The 15,497-nt window shown below is 69.3% G+C and carries 16 protein-coding genes; 11 read left to right on the forward strand and 5 right to left on the reverse strand.

Features of this window, described 5'->3' with window-relative positions; genetic code table 11:
* Positions 1–16: 16 nt before the first annotated feature.
* Positions 17–895, reverse strand: coding sequence for a metallophosphoesterase (locus FHS98_RS13075; RefSeq protein ID WP_167105678.1), 879 nt, complete (start codon positions 893–895; stop codon positions 17–19).
* Between the two features lie 196 nt (positions 896–1,091).
* Here FHS98_RS13075 and FHS98_RS13080 point away from each other — a divergent pair, with 196 nt between their 5' ends.
* The 11 genes from FHS98_RS13080 (at position 1,092) to FHS98_RS13130 (ending at position 13,674) form a co-directional block, all read left to right on the forward strand.
* Positions 1,092–1,625: an RNA polymerase sigma factor gene (locus FHS98_RS13080; RefSeq protein ID WP_167105681.1), complete on the forward strand. Its 534-nt coding sequence runs from the start codon at positions 1,092–1,094 to the stop codon at positions 1,623–1,625.
* Positions 1,622–2,494, forward strand: a complete 873-nt coding sequence (locus FHS98_RS13085; RefSeq protein ID WP_167105685.1) for a FecR family protein — start codon at positions 1,622–1,624, stop codon at positions 2,492–2,494. Before FHS98_RS13080 ends, FHS98_RS13085 begins: the two co-directional genes overlap by 4 nt.
* 122 nt (positions 2,495–2,616) lie before the next feature.
* Positions 2,617–5,622 carry a TonB-dependent receptor gene (locus FHS98_RS13090; RefSeq protein ID WP_167105689.1) on the forward strand — a complete coding sequence of 1,002 codons (3,006 nt, stop codon included), beginning with the start codon at positions 2,617–2,619 and terminating at the stop codon, positions 5,620–5,622.
* A 55-nt stretch (positions 5,623–5,677) separates the two neighbouring features.
* On the forward strand, positions 5,678–7,009 hold the full coding sequence (locus FHS98_RS13095) for an MATE family efflux transporter (RefSeq protein WP_167105692.1): 1,332 nt from the start codon (positions 5,678–5,680) through the stop codon (positions 7,007–7,009).
* An 87-nt stretch (positions 7,010–7,096) separates the two neighbouring features.
* A complete protein-coding gene (locus FHS98_RS13100; RefSeq protein WP_167105695.1) occupies positions 7,097–9,271 on the forward strand; it encodes a TonB-dependent siderophore receptor in 2,175 nt (724 codons plus the stop codon).
* On the forward strand, positions 9,268–9,564 hold the full coding sequence (locus FHS98_RS13105; protein WP_341786066.1) for a DUF3649 domain-containing protein: 297 nt from the start codon (positions 9,268–9,270) through the stop codon (positions 9,562–9,564). The genes FHS98_RS13100 and FHS98_RS13105 overlap by 4 nt, the downstream gene beginning before the upstream one ends.
* Positions 9,552–11,054 (forward strand): PepSY-associated TM helix domain-containing protein, encoded by a 1,503-nt coding sequence (locus tag FHS98_RS13110; protein WP_341786067.1) that lies wholly within the window; start codon positions 9,552–9,554, stop codon positions 11,052–11,054. Before FHS98_RS13105 ends, FHS98_RS13110 begins: the two co-directional genes overlap by 13 nt.
* Positions 11,051–11,311: a hypothetical protein gene (locus FHS98_RS13115; protein WP_167105698.1), complete on the forward strand. Its 261-nt coding sequence runs from the start codon at positions 11,051–11,053 to the stop codon at positions 11,309–11,311. The genes FHS98_RS13110 and FHS98_RS13115 overlap by 4 nt, the downstream gene beginning before the upstream one ends.
* 62 nt (positions 11,312–11,373) lie before the next feature.
* A complete protein-coding gene (locus FHS98_RS13120) occupies positions 11,374–12,300 on the forward strand; it encodes a LysR family transcriptional regulator (RefSeq protein WP_167105701.1) in 927 nt (308 codons plus the stop codon).
* Positions 12,301–12,378: 78 nt separating this feature from the next.
* Positions 12,379–13,239: an aldolase/citrate lyase family protein gene (locus FHS98_RS13125; protein WP_167105704.1), complete on the forward strand. Its 861-nt coding sequence runs from the start codon at positions 12,379–12,381 to the stop codon at positions 13,237–13,239.
* Positions 13,240–13,395: 156 nt separating this feature from the next.
* Positions 13,396–13,674 carry a PspC domain-containing protein gene (locus tag FHS98_RS13130; protein ID WP_167105707.1) on the forward strand — a complete coding sequence of 93 codons (279 nt, stop codon included), beginning with the start codon at positions 13,396–13,398 and terminating at the stop codon, positions 13,672–13,674.
* 3 nt (positions 13,675–13,677) lie between these two features.
* Here FHS98_RS13130 and FHS98_RS13135 read toward each other — a convergent pair whose 3' ends face one another.
* From FHS98_RS13135 to FHS98_RS13150, 4 genes are all read right to left on the reverse strand, one after another.
* Complete coding sequence (locus tag FHS98_RS13135; RefSeq protein ID WP_167105710.1) at positions 13,678–14,157, reverse strand: glutathione peroxidase; 480 nt, start codon at positions 14,155–14,157, stop codon at positions 13,678–13,680.
* Between the two features lie 51 nt (positions 14,158–14,208).
* Positions 14,209–14,583 (reverse strand): DUF427 domain-containing protein, encoded by a 375-nt coding sequence (locus FHS98_RS13140; protein WP_167105713.1) that lies wholly within the window; start codon positions 14,581–14,583, stop codon positions 14,209–14,211.
* A 65-nt stretch (positions 14,584–14,648) separates the two neighbouring features.
* On the reverse strand, positions 14,649–15,077 hold the full coding sequence (locus FHS98_RS13145; protein ID WP_167105716.1) for a CHRD domain-containing protein: 429 nt from the start codon (positions 15,075–15,077) through the stop codon (positions 14,649–14,651).
* A gap of 78 nt (positions 15,078–15,155) precedes the next feature.
* Entirely contained in the window at positions 15,156–15,476 is a 321-nt protein-coding gene (locus FHS98_RS13150) for a hypothetical protein (RefSeq protein ID WP_167105719.1), read from the reverse strand.
* Positions 15,477–15,497: the final 21 nt, after the last annotated feature.

Below are 15,497 nucleotides of genomic sequence, written 5' to 3' on the forward strand. Positions count from 1 at the left end.
TCGCGCCCGGTAGACCTCAGCGCAGCTTCAGCGTCATGCTCGGCTGCTTGCCCACGCCGTGGACCTCCACCCGGTCGGCGAAGAAATCGAGGCGGGCATAGGCCGTCTCGGGCGTGTCGAGCATCGCCTTCAGGTTGAGATAGTGGATGCCGCTCCGCACCCCGTAATTGCCCTCGTGATTATGGCCGTCGAGCCAGATCTTCACCGAAGCGTGCCGGTCGAGCAGGGCGCGGACCTCGGCGGCGTTCCAGAGATTGTGCGGGTTCTCCGGCCAGAGCGGGAAATGGCTGAACAGCATCACCTTGAGGCCCCGCCGGTCGGCGTCGGTGAGCCGGGCGTCGATCCAGCGCATCTGCGCCTCGTCGATGCCGCCGTCCCACAGCGGCGCTTGCGGATAGAGGCGCTGATGCACGTCCATGCTGTGGGCCAGCTCCGCGCTGCCCGCCGACCAGCCATAGCTGGAGAGCCCGTTGCCGTCGGTGACGAGGAACATCCAGCCATGCTGTTCGAAGCTGTAATAGCGCGCCGGCATCCCCAGCCGCGCGGGCACCTGCGGCTTGTGCGCGTCGTCCACCGCGAAATCATGGTTGCCCAGCACGAAATGCCATGGATGGCGGAGCTTCCGGGTGATCGGCATCAGCGTGTCGAAGCTCGCCCAGTCGCGATCGATGAAGTCGCCGAGATGGACGACGAAGGAGATCTTCCGCCGGTTGAAGTCCGCCACCGCCGCTTCGAGCTTGCCCGGCGCGGTGTCGTAGAGGCGGGGCGGGGCGTTGGGCTCGGCCGCGAACTGGCAGTCCGCGATCGCGCCGATGCTGAAGGCGGGCTGCGCTTCCTTCGCGAAGGCCCCCGTGGCGAGCGTGGCGGCGAGGACGACGGCGGCGAGGAGGCGCATGGCATGTCCCGTCTTCGGTGTGGCAGGCGCGCCCGATGGCAGCGAAGTCGCCCGCCCGCCAGCCCCGTTGTCACGGGAGTTTCATGCAGCGGCCCTAGGTGCCCCGAATAATCGGCCAGAGAATCGATCCAGGGGGACGCTTCGCCATGATGAGAGTGGCTGGCCGGCGGCCTGGCATGTGCCCGGTGGTGTCGGCATGAACGAGTATAGCTCCGTTGCGGCCCGCCGTTCGGTGGCGGTCGATGCCGCGCTGCATCCGGCGCTCCAGCGCTTCATCGAGGGCCGGCTGCGCGATCGCTCCGACAGCGAGGACATCGTGCAGGAGACCTTCCTGCGCCTCTACGACTATAGCCGGACGCGGACGGTGGCCGATGTCGGCGCCTTCTGCTTCGCGGTGGCGCGCAACCTGATCCGCGATCATGTCCGCCGCCGCCGCGCCGCGCCGCTGACCGAGGAGCCGACCGAGGCGATCGCCTGCCCCGCGCCGCGCGCCGACGAGATTCTGGGCTATCGCGAGCGGGTCGACGTGCTGCGGCAGGCGCTGCGCGCGATGCCGCCGCTGCGCCGCGAGGTGTTCCTGCGCCGCCGCCTCGACGAGCAGGATGCCGCCACCGTCGCCGAGGCGCTCGGCATCGGACGCTCGGCGGTGGAGAAGCATGTCACCCGCGCGGTCGCCGATCTGCGCCGCGCGCTGGAGAAGCGCGGCCTCGCGCTGGAGGGCGGGCGATGAGCGCGCGTCCCGTCACCACCCCGCGCGACGCGGCGGCCAGGGCGCTGCTGTCCGACCCGGCGCTGACCGAGGCGCTCGCCGATCCGATCGGCTTCGAGCGGCTGTCCGACGCGGATGTCCACGCCATGCGCGCGCGCCGGCGGCAGCGGATCGGCATGGCGGGCACGCTGGCGCTGGTCTTCGCGATCGGCGGGGCAAGCTGGTGGGGGCTCCGGCCCGGCCCCGCGCCGATCCGCACCGAGCATTTCGCCACCGCGCGCGGCGAGCGCGCCACCGTCGAGCTGGCCGACGGATCGACGCTCACGCTCGACGGCGCGACTCGCGTTGACGTCACCCTCGCGCCGGACAGACGGACGGTCGCGCTGACGGCGGGCGAGGCCTATTTCGACATCGCGCATGATCCGGCGCGGCCCTTCACGGTCGAGGCCGGCGGATCGAGCGCGCGCGTGCTCGGCACCGCCTTCGATCTCGATCTGACGCGCGGGCGGGTCGATCTGGCGGTCTATCGCGGCGCGGTGCGCTTCGGGCGGGCCTCTGGCGATCCTTCCGCGCAGGTGGTGCGCGCCGGCTGGCGCTCGCGCTTCAGCGAGGGGGCGGCCTCCGAGCCCTGGCGCTTCGATGTGACCCGCGAAGGCTGGCGGCAGGGCTGGCTCGACACCGACGGGATGCGCCTCGGCGATGTGGTGGAGGCGCTCAACCGGCAGGGTGGGCCGGTGGTGCTGGCGCCGCCGGCGGCGCTGGCCGACATGTCCATCGCCGGCCGCTTCCGGCTCGACGATCCGGCCATGCTGCTCGATGCGATCGGGGACGCCTATGGCTTCCGGGTGAAGCGCGAGGCGGATGGGCTGCGCCTCGAACTGCGTTCCTGATCGTCACGGAACTGACGTAAAAGAGACTGAAAAATCACACAAAATTCTTTTGTCCGGGTTTCGTGGAGGCGCCCGTCTTCCGCTCGGGGCCGCTGAACGGCGGTCGAGCGGAGGACATATCCATGCAACGCTTCAACGGACTCTCGATGAACAGCCTCGCGCTGGCGCTGGCGGTGGGCGGCATCGCCACGCCGGTGGCGGCGCAGGCGGCGGACGGCGATCTCGGCCAGCCGGCGAGTTTCAGCATCGCCGCGGGCGATCTGCGCGGCGGCCTCTCGGCCTTCTCGCAGGCGACGGGCGTGCAGGTGGTGGTGCCGCCTTCGGCGGTCGAGGGGCGCAGCACGGCGGGCGTCAGCGGCCAGCACAGCGCGCGCGAGGCGCTCTCGATCCTGCTCGCCGGCACGGGGCTGACGCCGCATGTCTCGGGCAATATCGTGGTGCTCAAGCCCCGCCCTATGCCGCGCCGCGCGTCGGCCGAGCGCGTGGCGGCCACTGACACGGCGATCGGGATCGGCATCGAGCAGGGCCATGACGACGCGGCGGCGAACCCGGACGAGATCATCGTCTCCGGCTATCGCGCCAGCCTCAAGATCGCGCAGGATTACAAGCGCATGGCGGTCGGCTCGGAAGACGATATCGTCGCGCAGGACATCGCGGCCTTCCCCGATCTCAACCTCGCCGAATCGCTCCAGCGCGTGCCGGGCGTCACCATCAGCCGGGATTCGGGCGAAGGCCGCCAGATCACGCTGCGCGGCCTTGGCCCGGATTTCACGCGCACCCAGTTGAACGGCATGGAAGTGCTCGGCAACACCGCATCGGGCATGGACAATCGCGGCGCGGTGAGCCGCTCGCGCTCGTTCGACTTCAGCCTGTTCGCCTCCGAGCTGTTCAACCGCGTATCGGTGCAGAAGTCCTACTCGGCCGATCAGGACGAGGGCGGCATCGCCGGCACCGTGCAGCTCTACACCGCCAAGCCCTTCGACTATGCGGGGGCCAAGTTCGTCGTCTCCGCCAAGGGACAGACCAACACCAACACCAGCGGCGTGACGCCGCGCGTGGTGGCGCTGGCATCCGATCGCTGGGGCGATTTCGGCGCGCTCGTCTCGGTCGCCTACTCCGAGATCAAGAGCAACGAATATGGCTATCGCAACTGGGGCTGGGGGCAGGTGAAGTACAACCCGGCCAATATCGGGCCGGGCATCGACGCCGCCACCGCCGCCAAGCTGGAATCGGGCACGATCTACGCGCCCCAGGCGGAATCGCCCTCGACCTGGTGGACCGATCGCAAGCGCCTCGGCGTCACCAGCGCGCTGCAATATCATGGCGACAGCCTGAAGGTGGACCTCGACCTGCTCTACGGGCGGATGCAGGACCATCGCGACGACTGGGCGATCGCGGCCGCCGGCAGCAATGCGCTGACCGGCAGCCCGGTCGGCGGCACGCAGGTGATCCAGTCCGCCACGATCGTCGGCAACACGCTGGAGCAGGCGAGCTATACCGGCGTCGACCAGCGCTCCGAACACCATATCGTCAAGAACCACACCGATTTCTATCAGGGCGCTCTCACCAGTAGCTGGCAGGCGACCGACCGGCTGAAATTCAGCGCGCTCGGCGGCTATGAGCAGTCCGACTTCCGCCAGCCGGTGTTCGACAAGGTGTTTCTGGAATCGCAGAACCATGCGTTCAGCTTCGACAACCAGCCGACCATCCCGACCAACACCTACGGCTTCGACGTCGCCGATCCGTCCCAGTGGCAGCTCATGCGTCTCGACACGCAGGAGAACGCCATCACCAACAAATATGCCAACGGCAAGCTGGCCGCGAACTACAAGCTGAGCGACGCCTCGAACTTCGAGGTCGGCGGCGAGTACAAGCACTTCACCAACAGCGGATACCAGTACAACAACAAGGTCTTCCACAACGTCCCGACCGACACGATCATCCCGGATTCGCTCAAGCAGGTGATCGATAAGGATTCGCTGATCCCCTATGTCGGCGGCGACATCGACGGCATCTATTCGCTGATCGGCGATCCGCGGAACCTCAACGCCGCCTTCCTCCAGGCGGGTTCGGACTATCGCGTCGACGAGAAGACATGGAGCGGATACGCCCAATATGATCTCGATACCTGGCTGTTCGGCATGGAAGTCCGCGCCAATGCGGGCGTGCGCTATTACGACACCGCGCTGGTGTCGTCGGGCCACCTGACAGCGCCGGTGAACGGCGTGACGACGCTGGTGCCGGTGTCGATCACCACGCACAGCCATGGCTGGCTGCCCGCGGCCAACCTCGCGGTGAACATCCAGAAGAACCTGATCGGCCGCCTCAGCGTCAGCCGCAACGTGAACCGTCCGGCGCTCGGCGATCTCGCGGCGGCGGGCTCGATCACCACCCGCCCGAACGGCGGCTCGGTGAGCTTCGGCAACCCCTTCCTCAAGCCCTACAAGGCGACCTCGGTGGAAGGCTCGCTCGAATATTACATGGGCGGCAAGGGCTTCGCGTCGCTGGGCTTCTTCTACAAGCATATGGACAGCTTCACGACGCCGACGACGACGCAGCTTCCCTACAGCCAGACCGGCCTGCCGCTGTCGCTGCTCATTCCGGGCGAGACGGCGGACACGATCTTCGACGTTAGCCGCCCGATCAACGGGCCGGGCGCGGACATCAAGGGCGTCGAGGCGTCGTTCCAGCACGACTTCGACTTCCTGCCGGGCGCGCTCAGGCATCTCGGCATCAACGTGAACGGCACCTATTTCGACGGCCACCAGTCCGCGATCATCAGCGGTGCTGCGGTGCGCATCCCGCTGTTCAACCTGTCCAAATGGGCGGCCAACGCCACCCTCTATTACGACACGGACCGCTGGGGCGCCCGCATCTCCACCGCGTACCGCAGCCGGTATCTGACGAGCGGCGGCAGCGGCGGCAATGTCGGCGACGGCATCCGCGCCACCAACAATGTCGACGCGCAGGCGCACTTCAACATCAACCCGCGCCTGAAGCTGGTGGTCGAGGGCATCAACCTCACCAATCAGGCGATCGAGCAGTTCACCGACCTGAAGGCCGACCGCACCGAGGTCTACACGACCAGCGGCCGCACCTTCACCTTCGGCGTCACCGCCGAATTCTGACGCCCCCAAGCGGGCCGTCTTCCGGCAAGGCGGTCCGCCGGGCTATGGCGCGGTGATGGAACCGCTCTCCCGCCGCGCCATCTTCGCCCAGGCCTGGCCGATCATCCTCGGTCAGGCGCTGGTGCCGCTCGTCGGCATCGTCGACGCGACCGTGATCGGGCGCACCGGCGATGCCGGCGCTCTGGCGGGCGTGGCGCTGGGCGTCACCGTCATCAACCTCGTCTTCTGGACCTTCGGCTTCCTGCGCATGGGCGTGACGGGGCTGACCGCGCAGGCCAAGGGCGCCGGCGACATGCGCGAGGTGCCCGCCACATTGCTGCGCGGGCTGGTGCTGGGCGTGGCGATCGGGGCGCTGCTGCTGGCCTTTTCGGGGCTGATCGTGCCCGCCGCGCTGGCGCTGATGAGCGTGCCGGAACAGGCCGAACGCGCGGCCCACGCCTTCACCGCCGCGCGATTCTTCGGGGCGCCGGGCGCGCTCGGCTTCTACGTCATCAACGGATGGCTGCTCGGCATGGGGCGGACGCGGCTGGCGCTTGGCTGCCAGCTCCTGATGAACGGGCTCAACATCGCGCTCGACCTGCTGTTCGTGAGCGGGCTGCACATGGGGGCGCTGGGCGTCGGGATCGGGACGGCGCTGGCCGAATGGAGCGCGCTCGGCGTCGGCCTCATCGCGGTGCATCGCGTGCTGGGCGCGGGCTGGTGGCGGATGCTGAAGGGGGAGGGGCTGTTCGCGTTCGCGGCCATGCGGCGGCTGATCGCGGTCAATCTCGACATCATGATCCGCACGCTGGCGCTGTTGATCCTCTTCACATGGTTCGCGCGGGCGGGGGCGCGGCTCGGTGCGGTGCCGCTCGCGGCGAACCATGTGCTGATGCAGTTCGTCAGCGTCAGCGCCTTCGTGCTCGACGGCTTCGCCTTCACCGCGGAGGCGCGGGTCGGCGCGGCCGTGGGGGCGGGATCGCGGACGGCTTTCCTGCGCGCGGTGCGGCTGACGGGGGAGTTCTCGCTGGCGGGCGGGCTGGTCTTCACCCTGCTCATCGCGCTGGGTGGGAGCGTGCTGATCGACCTCGTCACCCGCGATCCGGCGGTGCGCGCGCAGGCGGCGGCGATGCTGCCCTGGTGCGCGCTGATCCCGCTGCTCGGCGCGCCGAGCTGGCTGCTGGACGGCATCTTCATCGGCGCCACACGAGGCCGGGTGCTGCGCAACGCGGCGGTGGCGGTGACCGTCGCCTATCTCGCCACCGACGCCGCGCTCAGGGGCCTCGGGGATGTCGGCGTCTGGGCCGCCCTGCTCGCCAGCTATGTCTATCGCGCGCTGTCGCTCGGGATGTGCCTGCCCGGCCTCGTCCGGCGGGTCGAGCGGGTGGACCCGGCTTTTGTCCTATGATTTGGCAATCGCGCTATTGCGAATAGCTATCATTAATGTATAGCGCGCCCCGTCGATCACACACAGGTGACTAGGGGTATTCGATTCATGTTCATGTCCGTCCGCCGGTCCGGTCTGCTTGCCGGCATCGCCGCCTCCGCGCTGCTGGCCGGGGCCGCGCACGCCGCCGATGGCGGATCGAGCGCAGAGGAGATCGTGGTCACCGGCGACCGCCCGACGACCGAGGCGATTTCGGGCACCAAGAGCAACACGCCCCTCATCGAGACGCCGCAGTCGATCAGCGTGATCGACGCCTCCGAGATCGCCGGCCTCGGCCTTCAGAACCTCAACCAGGCGCTGCGCTTCGTTTCGGGCGTGACGCCGGAGACGCGCGGCGCGTCGGCCGAGGTCTATGACCAGTTCAAGCTGCGCGGCTTCGACGCGCCGGTCTATCTCGACGGCCTCAAGCAGTTCGGCAGCCCGAGCGGCTATGTTGCCCCGCAGGTCGACGTGTCGCGGCTGGAGCGGATCGAGATCGTGAAGGGTCCGGCCTCCGCGCTCTATGGCGCGTCGAGCCCCGGCGGCTTCATCGCGGAGGAGAGCAAGCTGCCGATCGCGCGCGATTTCTACGGCGCGATGTCCGCCACATATGGCAATGACGATCTCTACCGTATCGATGCCGACGTCGGCGGTCGCGCGGGCCAGAAGGTGCTGTGGCGGCTCTATGGCAGCGTGAACGGCGCGCACGACCAGCAGACCTATGGCAAGCGCCGCCGCCAGACGGTGTCGGGCGCGGTCACGGTGGGCGACGGCACGCCGACCAGCCTGACGGTGCTCGCGGCCTATTCGCACGATCCGTCCAACGGCAATTATGGCGTGTTCCCGACGCTGGGCACGCTGGTCGACAATCCGAACGGGCGCATCTCCACCCGCTTCTACGGCGGCGAGCCGGGCGACTATTTCAGCCGCAAGCAGGCGGGCATCACCTATATCCTGCGCCATGATTTCGGCGGCGGCTGGACGTTCCGCTCCTCGGGCCGCTACCAATATGTGAAGAGCGACCTCGGCATCGTCTACACCAGCGGCGCGCCCGTCGACGCGACCGATCCGGCGCCGACGCTCTATTCCCGCGCCTCCTATGCGACGCACGAGCAGCTCAACAACTGGACCTACGACAACCAGTTGAGCGGCCAGTTCGACACCGGCCCGCTCCACCATGCGCTGCTGATCGGCGTCGATCGGCAGGTAGCGCATTCGGCCGAACTGTATGCCTTCGGCACGGCGACGCCGATCGACGTGTTCAACCCCGTCTATGGCACGATGCCGACGCCGGCCAATCCCTATGAGGTGCCGGGCTATGGTCCGCCCTTCGACACGGGCCTGGCGGCGGCGCAATTCACCGACGTCCACCAACGCCAGCAGGGCGTCTATGCGCAGGACCAGATCTCGGTCGGCGATCTGCGCGTGACGCTGAGCGGCCGGCAGGACTGGACGCGCCAGACCGACGGCACCCAGGTGCAGCACAACAAGAAGTTCACCTGGCGCGCGGCCGCGCTCTACAAGACGCAGTGGGGCATCGCGCCCTATGTCAGCTACTCGACCTCGTTCGAGCCGCAGGCGAGCGTGCTGTCCGACGGGACGCTGGCCAAGCCCTCGCTCGGCAAGCAGATCGAGGCGGGCGCCAAATATCAGGTGCCGGGCACCGACATCCTGCTCACCGGCGCCTGGTTCGACATCCACCAGACCAACGTCGCGGTGCCGGACAATAATTTCAGCTATCATCAGGCCGGGCGCGTGCGCTCGCGCGGCGTGGAGCTGGAGGCGAGCGGATCGCTGCCCTACGGCTTCAACGCCAAGGTGGCCTTCAGCCGCCAGAGCGTGAAGGTTCTGGACGATGTCGTGCCCGCCCATATCGGCCAGCCGCTCGACTCGACCGCCCGCGGCGGCGTCTCCGCCAATCTGGAGTGGGCGCCCAAATCCGGTCCGGCCGAGGGCTTCGCGATCGGCGGCGCGGTGCGCCATGTCGACAGCGTCTATGCGGATTATTACACCTTCACGGATGGCACGACGCGTCCGCTCCGCACCCCCTCCTACACGGTGTTCGACGCGCTGATGCGGCTCGATCTGTCCAAGGTCAGCCCGCGCCTGAAGGGCCTCGAGCTGGGCCTGAACGCCACCAACATTTTCGACAAGAAGTATCTCACGAGCTGCCTCGCCCAATATTCGTGGTGCTGGTACGGCCAGCGCCGCACAGTGCAGGGCACGATCGGCTATCGCTGGTGACGAAGGCGCGCGCCCTGCCGGTGCGCTACCGCCTCGGCGTCGCGGCGCGGGTCGCGGCGGCGCTGGCGGGGGGCTATGCGGTGGCGGCGCTCGTCGCCATCGCGCTCGGCGTGGCGCTGCCGATCGCGCGCGAGGAGGCGGGGACGGCCGGCGCGCTGGCGGGGATGCTGGCGCTGCCGGTGGCGGCCATGGGCTGCTTCTGGGCGAAGAGCGCGGCGCGGGCATGGGCGGGCATCCTGATCGCGGCGGCGCTGTTCGGCGGCATCGCGTGGGCGGCGGGGTGGCGCCCGTGAAGCCCGGCTTCCGCCCTTCGATGACGTGGCTGCACGACTGGTCCGGCCTCGTCATCGGCTGGCTGCTGCTCGCCATCGCGCTGGCCGGCACGCTCGCCGTCTTCCGCCCCGAGATCGGAAGCTGGGCACGCCCCGAAGTGGCGCGCGCCGCCGTCGATCCGGTGGAGTCCACGCAGGCGGCGATCGGCTGGCTCTCCGCCCATGCCGCGAAGTCGCCGGCCTGGTATCTCCAGCCCGCGAACGATCGCTCCTCGACCACGCAGGCGCTCTGGCTCGATGGCAACGACTATGTGACGCGCGCGCTCGATCCGCGCACCGGCAGCCCGGCGGGCATCCGCGACACGCTGGGCGGCGAGTTCTTCTACCGCTTCCATTTCGAGTTGCAGCTTCCCTATCCGTGGGGGCGCATCCTGTCGGCCTCGGCGGCGATGCTGATGGTGCTGGCGATCATCACCGGCATCGTCGCGCACCGGCGCTTCTTCGCGGATTTCTTCACCTTCCGGCCGGGCAAGGGGCAGCGGAGCTGGCTCGACGCGCATAATCTGCTCGGCGTCGCGGCCCTGCCCTTCCATCTGCTGATCTCGTTCACCGGCGCGCTGACGCTGGCCAACCTGCTGATGCCGTGGGGCGCGATCGCCGGCTATCGGGGCGACGAGGCGGCGCTGCGCCGCGATCTCTATCCGGCCGAGGTGACGCGCGCGGCCACCGGACGGCCCGCGCCGCTGGTGCCGATCGGGCCGCTGCTGCGGCGGGCGGAGCAGCGCATCGGGGGGCATATCGGCCTCATCTCGGTGATCGATCCGGGCGATGCGTCGGCGGTCATCAGCGTCACCAGCGCGGATGACGACCGGCTCCAGATCGCCCACCACGTCATCAGCTTCGACGGGACGACCGGCCGCATCCTCGCCGAACAGGTCGAGCGGCGGCCGGTGCTGAGCGTGTTCAACGCCTTCTACGGCCTGCACACCGCGCGTTTCGCGGGCGCGCTGTCGCGCTGGCTCTATTTCATCTCCGGCTGGATGCTGACCGGGCTGATCGCGACCGGGCTGATCCTGTGGACCGCCAAGCGGCGCGAGCGTCGCCGGGGCCGGGGCTTCGCGCTGGTCGAGCGGCTCAATGTCGGCTTCGTCGGCGGCACGCCGGCGGCGTTCGCGGCCTTCTTCCTCGCCAACCGGCTGCTGCCCGTGGCGATGGCGGGACGGCAGATGGCGGAGGTCCATGCCGTTTTCTGGACATGGGGCGCGGTGTTGCTGTTCGGCGCGATCCGCAGGCCCGAGCGGGCATGGACGGAATTGCTGACCCTCTCGGCGGCGGCGTGCGCGGCGATCCCGCTGGTCGACATCGCCTGCGGGACGGCGCGGGCCGACGGGCCGGGCCTCGGCGTCGGGCTGACCGCGCTGCTGCTGGCGGCAGGCCTTGGCCATGCCGCGCGCCGGGGCTGGCGCCCGAAGCTCCGCGCGATGCGGCGCGAGCGGGCGGCGGTGGCATGATCGGGGCGCTGCTGCTCATGCTGGCGGCGACCCTGTCGCTGGCGATGGCGAGCCGCCGCGTCGCCGAACGCTTCCGCCTTTCCGCGCGCCGGCGGCGGCAGGCGAAGGGCGTGGGCGCGACGCTGCTGGCGCTTTCCTTCGCCGCCGCGATGATGGCGGGCGGCGGGCTGCTCGCCTTCATCGGCTGGGTGCTGGCCTTCGGGCTGCTGTCGCCGCTCGTCACGCTGGGCTTCACGGCGCACGCCACGCGGCGCTGATTGTCGCCGGGCGAGACAATTCCTATGAAGCGGGGGTCATTCCTCCGCTCCACGGAACGCTGATGGATCGCATCGACGCGATGAAGGTCTTTGTCGCCACCCTCGACGAGGGGAGCCTCGCGGGCGCGGGGCGCAGGCTGGGCAAGTCCCCGGCGGCGGTGAGCCGGGCGATCGCCTTCCTCGAAAACCATGTCGGCGCGGAGCTGCTCCACCGCACCACGCGGTCGCTCAAGCTCAGCGAGGCGGGGCAGCGCTACGCCGTCGCCTGCCGCCGCGTGCTGACCGATCTGGAGGAGGCGGACATCATCGCGGCGGGCGAGCGCTCGGCCCCGCGCGGGCTGCTCACCATCACCGCGCCGGTGGCGGCGGGCGAGACGGTGCTCAGGCCGATCGTCGACGCCTTCATGGATGCATATCCGGCGGTGAACGTCCGCCTCTATTTCCTCGATCGCCCGGCCAACCTGATCGACGAGGGCATCGACCTCGCGCTGCGCATCCAGAATCTGGTGGATTCCACGCTGGTGGCGGTCCGCGTGGGCGAGGTGCGCCGCGTGGTGGTGGCGGCGCCGCGCTATCTGGAGCAGCACCCGCTGATCGAGGAGCCCGCCGATCTCGCCAAGCACCAGATCGTCGCCATGACGCATTTCGGGCTGGAGAGCTGGAGCTTCCCGCCGCTGCCCGGTTCCTCGGTGCCGCGCACGGTGCAGTTCGCGCCGCGCCTCCTCATCAACAGCATCCGGGGCGCGGTGGCGAGCGCGGTGGAGGGGCGGGGGGTGACGCGCATCTTCTCCTATCACATCGCCGACGAACTGAGGGAGGGGAAGCTCCGTATCCTGCTCGCCGATGCCGAGGCGCCGCCGCTGCCCGTCCACCTGATCGCGCCGCAGGGGCGGCTTCAGGTGCCCAAGGTGCGCGCCTTCGCCGATTTCGCGGTGCCCCGGCTCAAGGCCCATTTCGCCCGGCTGACGGCGGAGGCGATGGGGCGCTAGCCTCGCCGAACCGGTCGACCTTCCCGCGGCCGCCGGCTAGGCTGGCGGAGTGGCCCCCATGAGGACAGGAGATCGAGCGTGAACATCCGCCCCCGGCGCAGCGCGCTCTATCTTCCCGCCTCCAACCCGCGCGCGCTGGAGAAGGCGCGGACGCTCCCCTGCGACGTGGTGATCCTCGATCTGGAGGACGCCGTCGCCCCCGACGCCAAGGCGCTGGCGCGCGCGCAGGCGGTCGAGGCGGTGCGGGCGGGCGGCTTCGGCGCGCGCGAGCTGGTGGTGCGCGTCAACGGGCTGGAGACGCCATGGGGCGCCGACGATCTGCGCGCACTGGCCGGGCTCGCGCCCGATGCGGTGCTGGTGCCCAAGGTTTCCGACGGCGGAGACATCGCGGCTTATCAGGCCTTCCTCTCCGAAACGCCCGAAACCGTGCGGTTGTGGGCGATGATCGAGACGACGCGCAGCCTCTTCCGCCTCGACGGGATCGCGCGGATGTCCGCCGACACGCGCCTCTCCGCCTTCGTGCTTGGCACCAATGATCTCGCCAAGGAGATGGGCGCGACGCTCACCACCCCGCGCCTGCCCTTCGTCGGCGCGCTTGGCCTCGCGGTGGCGGCGGCGCGGGCCTATGGGCTGGCCATCCTCGACGGCGTGTTCAACGAGCTCGAGGACGAGGCCGGCCTCGTCGAGCAATGCCGTCAGGGCGTCGAGTTCGGCTTCGACGGCAAGACGCTGATCCATCCCCGCCAGATCGAGCCGTGCAACGCCGCTTTTTCCCCTTCGGCGGAGGCGATCCGCTGGGCGGAGACGATCCTCGCCGCGTTCGATCTGCCGGAGAATGCCGGCAAGGGCGCGATCCGCGTCGAGGGCCGGATGGTCGAGCGACTGCATCTGGTGGCCGCCCGCCGGACGCTGGCGATCCGCGACGCCGTCGCGGGATAGGCATTTCCGCCACCTGTTGGCGTATCTCGCCGATGTGGCGAAGCGCCGATCGTTGCGAACGCCCCGAAATCCGGGCTTCCGGCGGTTTGGCACGCGCCCTGCAATGGTCCGTGCGAAGGGGAGCAGGCCCGCTCCTCCACCGCATGGAGCCGACCGATGACCCACGACGAGACCGTTGCCGCCCGCAAGCAGGCCAGCCTGATCGGCGTTTGCAAGGCCGTCGGCGAGGGGCTGGGCTTCAACCCCGATTTCCTGCGCATCGCGCTGGCGATCTCGCTGATCGTGAAGCCGGAATATACGCTGATCGTCTACGGCATCCTCGCCGTCACCGTGCTGGCGAGCCGCCTGCTGGTCCGCGCGCCGCGTGGCGCCAAGCCCGTCCGCCAGCCGGAGCAGGCCGAGGCCGCCGCCGAGCCGATGCGCGCCGCCGCCTGAGCCCTAGAGCAGCGCCTCGATCGCGGGGCGCAGCGTTTCGGGCCGGGCGTTGGGGGCGAAGCGGCGGACGACCTTGCCGCTGCGGTCGACGAGGAACTTGGTGAAGTTCCACTTGATCCGCTGGGTGCCGAACAGGCCCTTCGCCTCTTTCTTCAGGTAACGGTAGAGCGGGTGGGCACCGTCGCCGTTGACCTCGATCCTGGCGAACATCGGGAAATCGACGTCGTAGGTGAGCTTGCAGAAGGTCGCGATCTCGGCGGCGTCGCCCGGCTCCTGCGCGCCGAACTGGTTGCAGGGGAAGCCCAGCACGGCGAGGCCCTTGGCGGCATAATCCTCATGCAGCGCCTCCAGCCCCTCATATTGGGGCGTGAACCCGCATTTGCTGGCGGTGTTCACGATCAGCATCACCCGCCCGCGATAGTCGGCGAGCGCGCGGGGCTCGCCGGTGATGCCGGTCGCCGTGAAATCATAGATGCTGGTCATCGCCGCCCCCGAAACTGAAGGCTTCCTCCATGTCGGGCGCGGCGGTGACGGTCAACGCTCCTCGATCGCGTCCACCCGGCTGGGATAGAAAGCGAGATGATCCCTGATGACCGCGACGGCGTCGTGCGGCGCCTCATAGGTCCAGATCGCGTCGATCGAGCGATCCCCGCCGGCGGGGATGCTGAAATAGGAGGCCTCGCCCTTGTAGGGGCAGTAGCTCGTCGTCGCCGAGCGTTCGAGCGCCGCCATGTCGACATCCGCGCGCGGGATGTAATGGACCGCCGGATAGCTCGCCTCGCGGAGCGTGAGGGCGTGCGTGCTGTCCGCGATGGTCCTGCCGGCGACCGTCACGACGATGCGGGCGGCGGCGGGCTCGACGGTGATGGGATGATCGGGGCCGGGTATCCTGACGGGCTTGCTCGACATGGGGCGTCTCCGCTGAGGTTCGGGACCGAGATAGGGCACGATCCCGAACCTGCCAGAGGAAGGCCTCAGGGTTTGGCGAGCTGGCCGCGGATCTCGCCGCCGGGGTTCGCCTTGGTGTGGACGTTGAAATACCATTTGCCGGCCTGGAGATCGGCCACCTGCTCGGGCGTCAGCACCTCCTTGCCCTTGATCGGGCTGGCGAGGTTCTTGATCGCGATGACCGGGGGCGCGTTGACGCCCGCTGCCGCCGGGCCGTGGAAATGCGCGGCGGAGGCGGGGCCGGTCAGGCCCGAATAGGTGATGGTGTAGGTGAAGGCCCGCGTCGCGGTGTTCAGCTCGGCCTTGACGGAGCCCTTGCCGGCGGTGGCGTTGGCCGGCACTTCCGACTTGCCGTCGAGCTGGGCGGTGTAATGCACCGTCTCGGCCAGCGCGGGCGCGGCGGCCGTCAGGCAGAGCGCGCCGGCGGCGGCGAGGGTCGCAAATCCAACGTTCATGTCGAATCCTCTGTTGTACGCCGGAACGGCGCTGCGGGCAGAACGCGCCGGAATCGAGGCGGTTGCAAGGGGAAAGGCTCAGCGCGGTTCGTCCGGCAGGGTGGGGAGGCGCGCGATCTCCGCCAGCCCGTGCCAATCCACCGGCGCGCCGGCGAGGAACAGCCGCATCACATGATCGAGCCCGCCGCCGCCCGAGCGCGCGAGCGCCTGCAACGCGCGCACCGTGTTGGCGGCATGGCCGTCATAGCTGAACTCGTTGCCGCCCATGCGGCATTCGGCGAGGTGGATCTCCGTCGTCCCGCTGTAGCGGAGCAGGCAGCCGATGATGGTGCAGCGGACGAACTCGTTGCCGTCCAGCAGCAGCGTCTGGCCGCGAAACTCCTGCCCCTCAAAGCGCATGACGCGCCGGCCGGGGGGCGA

The organism is Sphingomonas oligoaromativorans (genome assembly GCF_011762195.1).
Taxonomy (GTDB): domain Bacteria; phylum Pseudomonadota; class Alphaproteobacteria; order Sphingomonadales; family Sphingomonadaceae; genus Solisphingomonas; species Solisphingomonas oligoaromativorans.

What these genes read in the sequence shown, in the direction of transcription:
- FHS98_RS13075 (WP_167105678.1), bottom strand. Translation starts at nt 895, where the DNA reads ATGCGCCTCCTCGCCGCCGTCGTCCTCGCCGCCACGCTCGCCACGGGG.
- FHS98_RS13080 (WP_167105681.1), top strand. Translation starts at nt 1,092, where the DNA reads ATGAACGAGTATAGCTCCGTTGCGGCCCGCCGTTCGGTGGCGGTCGAT.
- FHS98_RS13085 (WP_167105685.1), top strand. Translation starts at nt 1,622, where the DNA reads ATGAGCGCGCGTCCCGTCACCACCCCGCGCGACGCGGCGGCCAGGGCG.
- FHS98_RS13090 (WP_167105689.1), top strand. Translation starts at nt 2,617, where the DNA reads ATGCAACGCTTCAACGGACTCTCGATGAACAGCCTCGCGCTGGCGCTG.
- FHS98_RS13095 (WP_167105692.1), top strand. Translation starts at nt 5,678, where the DNA reads ATGGAACCGCTCTCCCGCCGCGCCATCTTCGCCCAGGCCTGGCCGATC.
- FHS98_RS13100 (WP_167105695.1), top strand. Translation starts at nt 7,097, where the DNA reads ATGTTCATGTCCGTCCGCCGGTCCGGTCTGCTTGCCGGCATCGCCGCC.
- FHS98_RS13115 (WP_167105698.1), top strand. Translation starts at nt 11,051, where the DNA reads ATGATCGGGGCGCTGCTGCTCATGCTGGCGGCGACCCTGTCGCTGGCG.
- FHS98_RS13120 (WP_167105701.1), top strand. Translation starts at nt 11,374, where the DNA reads ATGGATCGCATCGACGCGATGAAGGTCTTTGTCGCCACCCTCGACGAG.
- FHS98_RS13130 (WP_167105707.1), top strand. Translation starts at nt 13,396, where the DNA reads ATGACCCACGACGAGACCGTTGCCGCCCGCAAGCAGGCCAGCCTGATC.
- FHS98_RS13135 (WP_167105710.1), bottom strand. Translation starts at nt 14,157, where the DNA reads ATGACCAGCATCTATGATTTCACGGCGACCGGCATCACCGGCGAGCCC.
- FHS98_RS13140 (WP_167105713.1), bottom strand. Translation starts at nt 14,583, where the DNA reads ATGTCGAGCAAGCCCGTCAGGATACCCGGCCCCGATCATCCCATCACC.
- FHS98_RS13145 (WP_167105716.1), bottom strand. Translation starts at nt 15,077, where the DNA reads ATGAACGTTGGATTTGCGACCCTCGCCGCCGCCGGCGCGCTCTGCCTG.
- FHS98_RS13150 (WP_167105719.1), bottom strand. Translation starts at nt 15,476, where the DNA reads ATGCGCTTTGAGGGGCAGGAGTTTCGCGGCCAGACGCTGCTGCTGGAC.